Annotated in this window: 8 protein-coding genes; 4 read left to right on the plus strand and 4 right to left on the minus strand. The window is 42.4% G+C overall.

Features of this window, described 5'->3' with window-relative positions; translation table 11 throughout:
- Nucleotides 1-189: 189 nt before the first annotated feature.
- Nucleotides 190-1,557: a bifunctional UDP-N-acetylglucosamine diphosphorylase/glucosamine-1-phosphate N-acetyltransferase GlmU gene (glmU, locus tag B3M51_RS01020; RefSeq protein WP_292482900.1), complete on the plus strand. Its 1,368-nt coding sequence runs from the start codon at nt 190-192 to the stop codon at nt 1,555-1,557.
- 195 nt (nt 1,558-1,752) lie between these two features.
- The gene (locus B3M51_RS01025; protein WP_292482898.1) at nt 1,753-2,259 is read left to right on the plus strand and encodes a hypothetical protein; all 507 of its coding nucleotides are present in this window, start codon (nt 1,753-1,755) and stop codon (nt 2,257-2,259) included.
- 394 nt (nt 2,260-2,653) lie between these two features.
- Here the strand turns inward: B3M51_RS01025 and B3M51_RS01030 are convergent, their stop codons facing one another.
- The gene (locus B3M51_RS01030) at nt 2,654-2,842 is read right to left on the minus strand and encodes a hypothetical protein (protein WP_292482897.1); all 189 of its coding nucleotides are present in this window, start codon (nt 2,840-2,842) and stop codon (nt 2,654-2,656) included.
- Nucleotides 2,843-3,139: 297 nt separating this feature from the next.
- Nucleotides 3,140-3,616 carry an ester cyclase gene (locus B3M51_RS01035; protein WP_292756240.1) on the minus strand — a complete coding sequence of 159 codons (477 nt, stop codon included), beginning with the start codon at nt 3,614-3,616 and terminating at the stop codon, nt 3,140-3,142.
- Between the two features lie 127 nt (nt 3,617-3,743).
- Here B3M51_RS01035 and B3M51_RS01040 point away from each other — a divergent pair, with 127 nt between their 5' ends.
- Nucleotides 3,744-4,127, plus strand: coding sequence for a winged helix-turn-helix transcriptional regulator (locus B3M51_RS01040; RefSeq protein WP_292756242.1), 384 nt, complete (start codon nt 3,744-3,746; stop codon nt 4,125-4,127).
- 116 nt (nt 4,128-4,243) lie between these two features.
- Here B3M51_RS01040 and bfr read toward each other — a convergent pair whose 3' ends face one another.
- Together bfr and B3M51_RS01050 are read right to left on the minus strand one after the other, a co-directional pair.
- Nucleotides 4,244-4,723: a bacterioferritin gene (gene bfr, locus B3M51_RS01045; RefSeq protein WP_292482891.1), complete on the minus strand. Its 480-nt coding sequence runs from the start codon at nt 4,721-4,723 to the stop codon at nt 4,244-4,246.
- A 151-nt stretch (nt 4,724-4,874) separates the two neighbouring features.
- Complete coding sequence (locus B3M51_RS01050) at nt 4,875-5,303, minus strand: hypothetical protein (protein ID WP_292482889.1); 429 nt, start codon at nt 5,301-5,303, stop codon at nt 4,875-4,877.
- Nucleotides 5,304-5,562: 259 nt separating this feature from the next.
- On the opposite strand from B3M51_RS01050, the gene B3M51_RS01055 reads away from it, so the two are divergent.
- The coding region (locus B3M51_RS01055; protein WP_292756244.1) for a TonB-dependent siderophore receptor at nt 5,563-6,601 on the plus strand (1,039 nt) is incomplete at its 3' end.

Consider the following 6,601-nt stretch of genomic DNA (forward strand, 5'->3'; position numbering starts at 1 on the left):
AAACTGGACTTTGCTGAAGCACAAGTTCAACTGGCAGAAGCAATGGCACAGTTACGCGCCATTGAAAGAGCACGTAAAACACGTAAGCATTAATCACGAAAGTGATGACCCAGAAAAGGCTGTCTTCGGACGGCCTTTTTTGTTTGCAAGTCTTTGCTAAACTACAGAGCTGAAACAAGGAAACTTTATATGTCTCTGGCTATTATTATTCTCGCTGCCGGTAAAGGCACCCGCATGAAATCCGCCAAACCCAAGGTGATGCACACTCTGGCAGGCAAACCCATGTTACAACACGTTATCGATACCGCTAAACAGCTATCTCCAGGCCAGTTAGCCGTAGTCTGTGGTAATGGCGCTGACGAAGTCGTGCCCTACCTGCAAAACCAGCAAATCGATGTTGTGATGCAGCATGAACAGAAAGGCACCGGTCACGCAGTAGAGCAGGCCAAAGCCAGTTTTGCTAATAGTGAACAGGTGTTGGTGTTATATGGTGATGTGCCGTTAATCACACCAGAAACACTGCAGGATTTGATTGAATCGGGTGATAACAACAGTCTGAAAGTGCTCACAGCAATACTGGACGATCCCACTGGCTATGGCCGGATTGTGCGTGATTATGTTGACAATATGCTGTGCATCACCGAAGAAAAAGATGCCGACGAAGAAACCAAACTGATCAACGAAATCAACACTGGCATCATGTGTATTCCGGCCAAGTGGCTAACTGAAGCCTTATCACAGCTCGATAACAATAATGCCCAGGGCGAATATTACCTGACCGATCTGATAGCGAAAGCGGTTAACCAAGACATCGAAATCAACTCAGTCACCTGTGAAGATGAAATGGAAATGGCCGGCATCAATAATCGCGTCCAACTGGCGGAAGTCGAAAGTTACTATCAGCAACTCAAGGCAACAGAGTTGATGATGTCAGGTGTCACTTTCCGTGATCCGGCACGAGTAGATATTCGTGGAGATATCAAAGCAGGGCAGGACATCACCATCGATATCAATGTCATCTTCGAAGGCAATAACACCATCGCCGACAATGTCAGCATCGGTGCCAACTGCATAATCATCAATAGTGTCATTCACGAAGGGGCAGAAATCCTACCCAATAGTATTGTCGAAAACGCTGAAGTGGGTACTAACTGCTCAGTAGGGCCCTTTGCCAGACTACGTCCCGGCACCAAGCTTGCCGCTAAAGCCAAAGTCGGTAACTTCGTTGAAGTCAAAAATGCCAATATCGGTCTGGGCTCCAAGATCAATCATCTTAGCTATATCGGTGATACAGATATGGGCGCTGATGTAAATATTGGTGCAGGCACTATTACCTGTAACTATGATGGGGCGAATAAACATCGTACTGTGATTGGGGATCGGGTATTTGTGGGATCGGATACGCAGTTGGTTGCGCCGGTTACTGTTGAGGATGGGGCGACTATTGGGGCGGGATCGACTATTCGGAAAACGGCTCCAGCAGATTCGTTGACGTTGACCAAGTCGGAGCAGAAGACAGTTAAGGGATGGCAGAGGCCGGTTAAGAAGAGTCAATAATGGATCCGTATCATATGGAAAAAATTAATGAACTATGGGGATGGTCGATAAGTTTTTTTAACTCAGATTTTATGGTGGCTTTATTGTAGGCCATGGCAGGTGCATATTTTGGTGCAAGTGCAGCACAAAAAGTTATTTTGAAGTAAAAAAAACGAAGACATAAGGCGCGAAATAAGAAACATAAATGCTGGAATTATGACTAGTTTTACTGTCAGTAATATGGCGTTAACGATAAAGACACAATTGATTCAGCCTATCTACAAGCAATTTGAACAAGATTTATCGAACTTTGAAAATTTCGATAAAAGAAGGACTGCTGGGCAAATAAAGACGGGGGAAATATTTAGATATAATGCTGATCTCCGTGATTTTGATGCGCCACCACTACCCATCAAAATCCTAAACAACATCCTCTTCAATAAGGTTACTTCTACAAATAGGTCATTGAGTGCCGTTGCATTTTTAGATGCATCAAACTCAGGACTAAAAAGGATGTTGGAAAAAAGACGTAATTTAATAGAAGTTTTCAGGGAACCCCGAACGGATAAAACTGAAGAAGCATATTTATATTTCGGCCTAAAAATGGAAAACGGAAATACATACAGTGAATATGCTGATTCCCTTCATGGGATTATGGAATATGTTGATGACATAATTTTTTTCAGTCAAATTATATGTGAAGATTTGATAGCAACAGATTAAAGGTTAAAGCTGATAATAAGTTTTTGAAGAAATTTGTAATCCATGAGGTTGACTTTTCTACACCAGAAAATCTTGGCCTGATGCCTAATAGAGACAATTACATTAACTGGTTATCATCTTTTAAACCAACGACATAGAATGCCAAGCAGTTAGCCCATAGGTTGGTTTGATCTACGAAACCCAACGTTAAATTTAATACCTCAACCCAAATACATCGGTAACAGTTTAATTCAACTACATGGGTTACCCCAGGATCGCCCAATAACTTGTATTGTGACTTCCAACTTAGCAAGTTCGGACTAAAGCCCGAGTTCATTTCTTTTGTTCGCCCAAAAGAAACGAACCAAAGAAAAGGGCACCCGATATTGCCTTGAATCCAAAAATTAACCTTGTTTTATGGCGTGGCCGAAAACTCGCTGCGCTCAAACACTCGACCACTTAATCCATAAAACAAGGCCAATTTTTGGCGGCAATAGACGGGATTAAATACGGCCAGTAGGTTGGTGCTGAGCTTGCGAAGCCCAACATAACATTCACGTAAAGATTGTTGGGCTTCATTGCATTCAGCCCAACCTACAGCCACTCCCAAAATCCCCTTTTGTGCTGCCGATAAAAATGGTTATCTCAGGATTAGAAATCGGAATGTTTGAGCGAAGCGAGTTTTTTCGATTACCCTGTGATAACCATTTTTGTCGGGGAGCCGCAGGCCAACACAAGGGGTGCCCTTGGGTTGTTAGGGAATTGGGCACGCAATTCCCTGACTCGCATTCATGCGAAATATGGGCAGTGAAAGATTTATTCGTTATGTTTAAAAAGAGAGCTAGAAGTACTAATTAAGCAAAAAAAAGCAGAGCCGAAGCTCTGCTTTTCCCTATAACAATTACTTAGCTTGTAACTGCGTAAACAAGGTATGCAAATTCATCACATCCCAATGTTCTGCTAATTTTCCATCTTCTATTCTGAAGATATCAATCGCATCAAACTTATACTCGGCGTGAGTGGCTGGAATGCCTAACCATTCATTTTCATGTGTACCTGAATAAGTCCCGTAGACCCAAACGAATTCATCATTGGCGATGATGTTTTTCAGCTCATAATGAAAGTCGGGGATAGCGGCAAACCAGTCAGCAAAAAAGGCTTTAAATCCTTCGCTGCCTTGGGCGACGGCAGGGTTATGCTGGATGTAATCTTTTTTCATATATGCATCCAGATTAGAGAGGTCTTTATTAACAAATACATCGCCAGCAAAATTGCTCAACAAAGTTAAGTTTGGGTTTGTGTTTTGATCAGCCATTACGTGTGTTCCACTAAATAATAAAGATGTAAATGCGATGATGTTTAAAAAATAACGTTTCATGGTGTTTTCCTTTCAGTTGCTTTTAATTGGCAAGAGAAATACTATGAGTGACGGTATCTTTCCGCAAGAAGGCACTTTAAAGTGCTATACATACTAAAAAGTGACTATAGAATGGAAACAATGGCTTATGGCTGAATGGAATGTCTATAATAAAAACTGTCCGACCCGTTTAGTGCTGGATCGGATTGCGGATAAGTGGACAGTACTGACCGTGGGGGCATTGGCTGAAGAGACAAAACGCTTCGGGCAGTTACGTCGGGAGCTGGATGGTATTTCACAGAAAATGCTGACACAAACCTTGCGAGGGCTGGAACGAGATGTCCTGGTTAACCGGAAGGTCTATCCGACAGTGCCCCCCAAAGTTGAGTACTCATTAACACCGCTTGGGCAAACACTTATTGATTTGTTGGATGGCATAAAAAATTGGTCAGAAGGTAATATTGAGCATGTGTTGGAAGCTCAGCAGGTTTACGATAGCCAGCCAATCTTTGGCGGCAATAAGCGGGATTAGATGCGTTGGCAGGTTGGCGCTGAGCTTGCGAAGCCCAACATCTTTTCAAAGATTACAGGTGATTTGTTGGGCTTCATTGTAATCAGCCCAACCTACCATTCGGTCATCAATGAAATCTAAGCTTCAGCCAGAGTCATGGCTTGTTGATAATTTCTTAAACCCATTTTATCGATCAGGCCAAGTTGTTGCTCCAGCCAGTGGGTGTGATCTAACTCGGTATCTTCCAATTGTTTAAGCAACATTTGCCGAGTTTCATAATCGTCTTCTGCTTCACATAAAGCGATGCCTTCACGAAGGTTCTTGACCACAGCGTATTCCAGATCCAGATCATTTTGCAGCATTTCCGGTACGGTATGACCTACACGTAGCGGTTCGCGATGTGTCAGGTCTGGCATGCCTTCCAGAAACAGAATGCGCTTGATCATTTGATCGGCATGGTCGGTTTCATCCTGCATCTCATGCGAGATTCGGTTATAAAGTCTTATAAGCCCCCAGTCTTCGTACATTCTGGAATGGATGAAATATTGATCCATTGCGGTCAGTTCACCTGCGAGGAGGTTATTAAGCAAATCGATGACTTTTTGGCTGCCTTTCATAAGCTTTTCCTTTTGGGGCTCGTGTGGAGCTCATAACGTGTATTTATGCCGTTAAGCTTGCATTATCTACAGACACTTGTCACGCCTTCGAGGTTTTCACCAAAGGAAATTATTATGTGATGCTCTCTGGTGAGAGCATCACAAAGGCTAATTAATTTTTTTCTGTTGATTCGATTTCAGTATCGCTAGCTTGAGCGACCTCTTTTGTTTGTTTGACTGGAATGACGATATTACCTTGATAGGTGCGATGTTTATCTGTGATGGCATCGGTAATACCAAAATCCCAGAAAATGACACTGGCAGCGAATTTACCCGATTCAAATTCACTCACAATTGAGCCATCAGTTTCCCTTCCATCCTCTGTACTGCAGGCGTAAATCAGAGAGTCATCCGAGCGTCGGATCATGGCGGTACCAGGCATATCTAATTCCCATACGCCACGCTTATTATGGAATTTACACTCACCCTCACTCCCATCAGAAAATGAGGCGGTTAAAGGGACTGTGGGGTCATTTACGATGGTGGCACAGCCGGAAAAAAGCATAGCCGAAGATAAAGCAATAATTAATTTACTGTTCAAAGTTAAGTCCTATTAAAATTATCCATAGATGTATGAACAGCTAAATATGTTTATAAGCGCGTCCATGCCCGCCGAATAATATCAGGAAAAAAGCAAATTTGTGCCAGTTTTAATACCGGTATTTTCTAAATCAATCAGATCTAGTTGAAATAAGTTCCCTCAAAAGAACAAAAAATTGACAGGCTTGTTACACTTCTTTACATTACGCAAATCTAAATCACTATCATTTAGCTTAAATTTAAATAATCTGGGAACCGTAATGTATCCAACTGTTCAAAAGCTCCGACTGTTTTGTGCACCAGCCGTTTTAGCTATGTTTGTATTTACACCTAATGCATCTGCCGAAGAAACCGAAGAAAAGTCTCTTGATTTGCCGACAGTAGAAGTAACTTCTACTGGCGCTGATGCGCTAGGTTATATCGAGCTGGAAGAAGAACCGGTTGTTGGTAAATTAAATGTGCCGATAATGGATCAACCATTTTCGATGTCCATTATCGATGATGATTTCATGAAAGATACTGGTGCAAAAAATATTCAGGATGCTCTGCAATATACTTCCGGTGTTTACTCTGGCGCATTTGGGGCTGACACCCGTATTGACAGTGCTAAAGTCCGTGGTATTTCTCCTGGACTTTACCTTGATGGTTTAAGACAACTCTATGGTTCTTATAATAGCGTTCGAACCAACGTTTATGCATTGGAAAGTATTGAGGTACTTAAAGGACCTTCATCCATGTTGTACGGACAGGGGGATCTGGGTGGTGTTATCAATTCGGTTTCAAAATTACCAAAAGCTGAACAGCAAGGTGAGATATGGGGGCAATATGGTTCTCACAATCGTAAGCAGATTGCATTTGATGTGACTGGCCCTGCGACAGATGATGGCAAACTGTTGTATAGGGTTGTTGGTTTGCAACGGGATGCTGATACTCAGGTCGATCATGTTGAAGATGATGGTTATGTAATTGCTCCATCTATAACATGGCGTCCCACAGATGACACAACATTTTCTTTCTTATTAAATCGCCAGGAAAATAGAGGCCAGGTTTCTGCTCAGTTTTTGCCACAAACCGGAACACTTGATCGAGGACCTTTAGGATATGTCGGCTCAGAAACCTTTGTTGGTGAACCTGACTGGGATAGATACGATAGGGAGAAAACGGAATTAACTTTCTTTTTTGTTCATAAATTTAATGAGAGCTGGTCATTTTCTACTACCGCTCGTTACACAGAATCTAGTACCAAAACTCGGGAGCATTGGGCCAGGGTGGGAGGAGTTGTTTCTCCTGAAGGCAATA

Origin of the sequence: Methylophaga sp. UBA2689, from assembly GCA_002354555.1 — a bacterium.
In the GTDB taxonomy this organism is placed as follows: domain Bacteria; phylum Pseudomonadota; class Gammaproteobacteria; order Nitrosococcales; family Methylophagaceae; genus Methylophaga.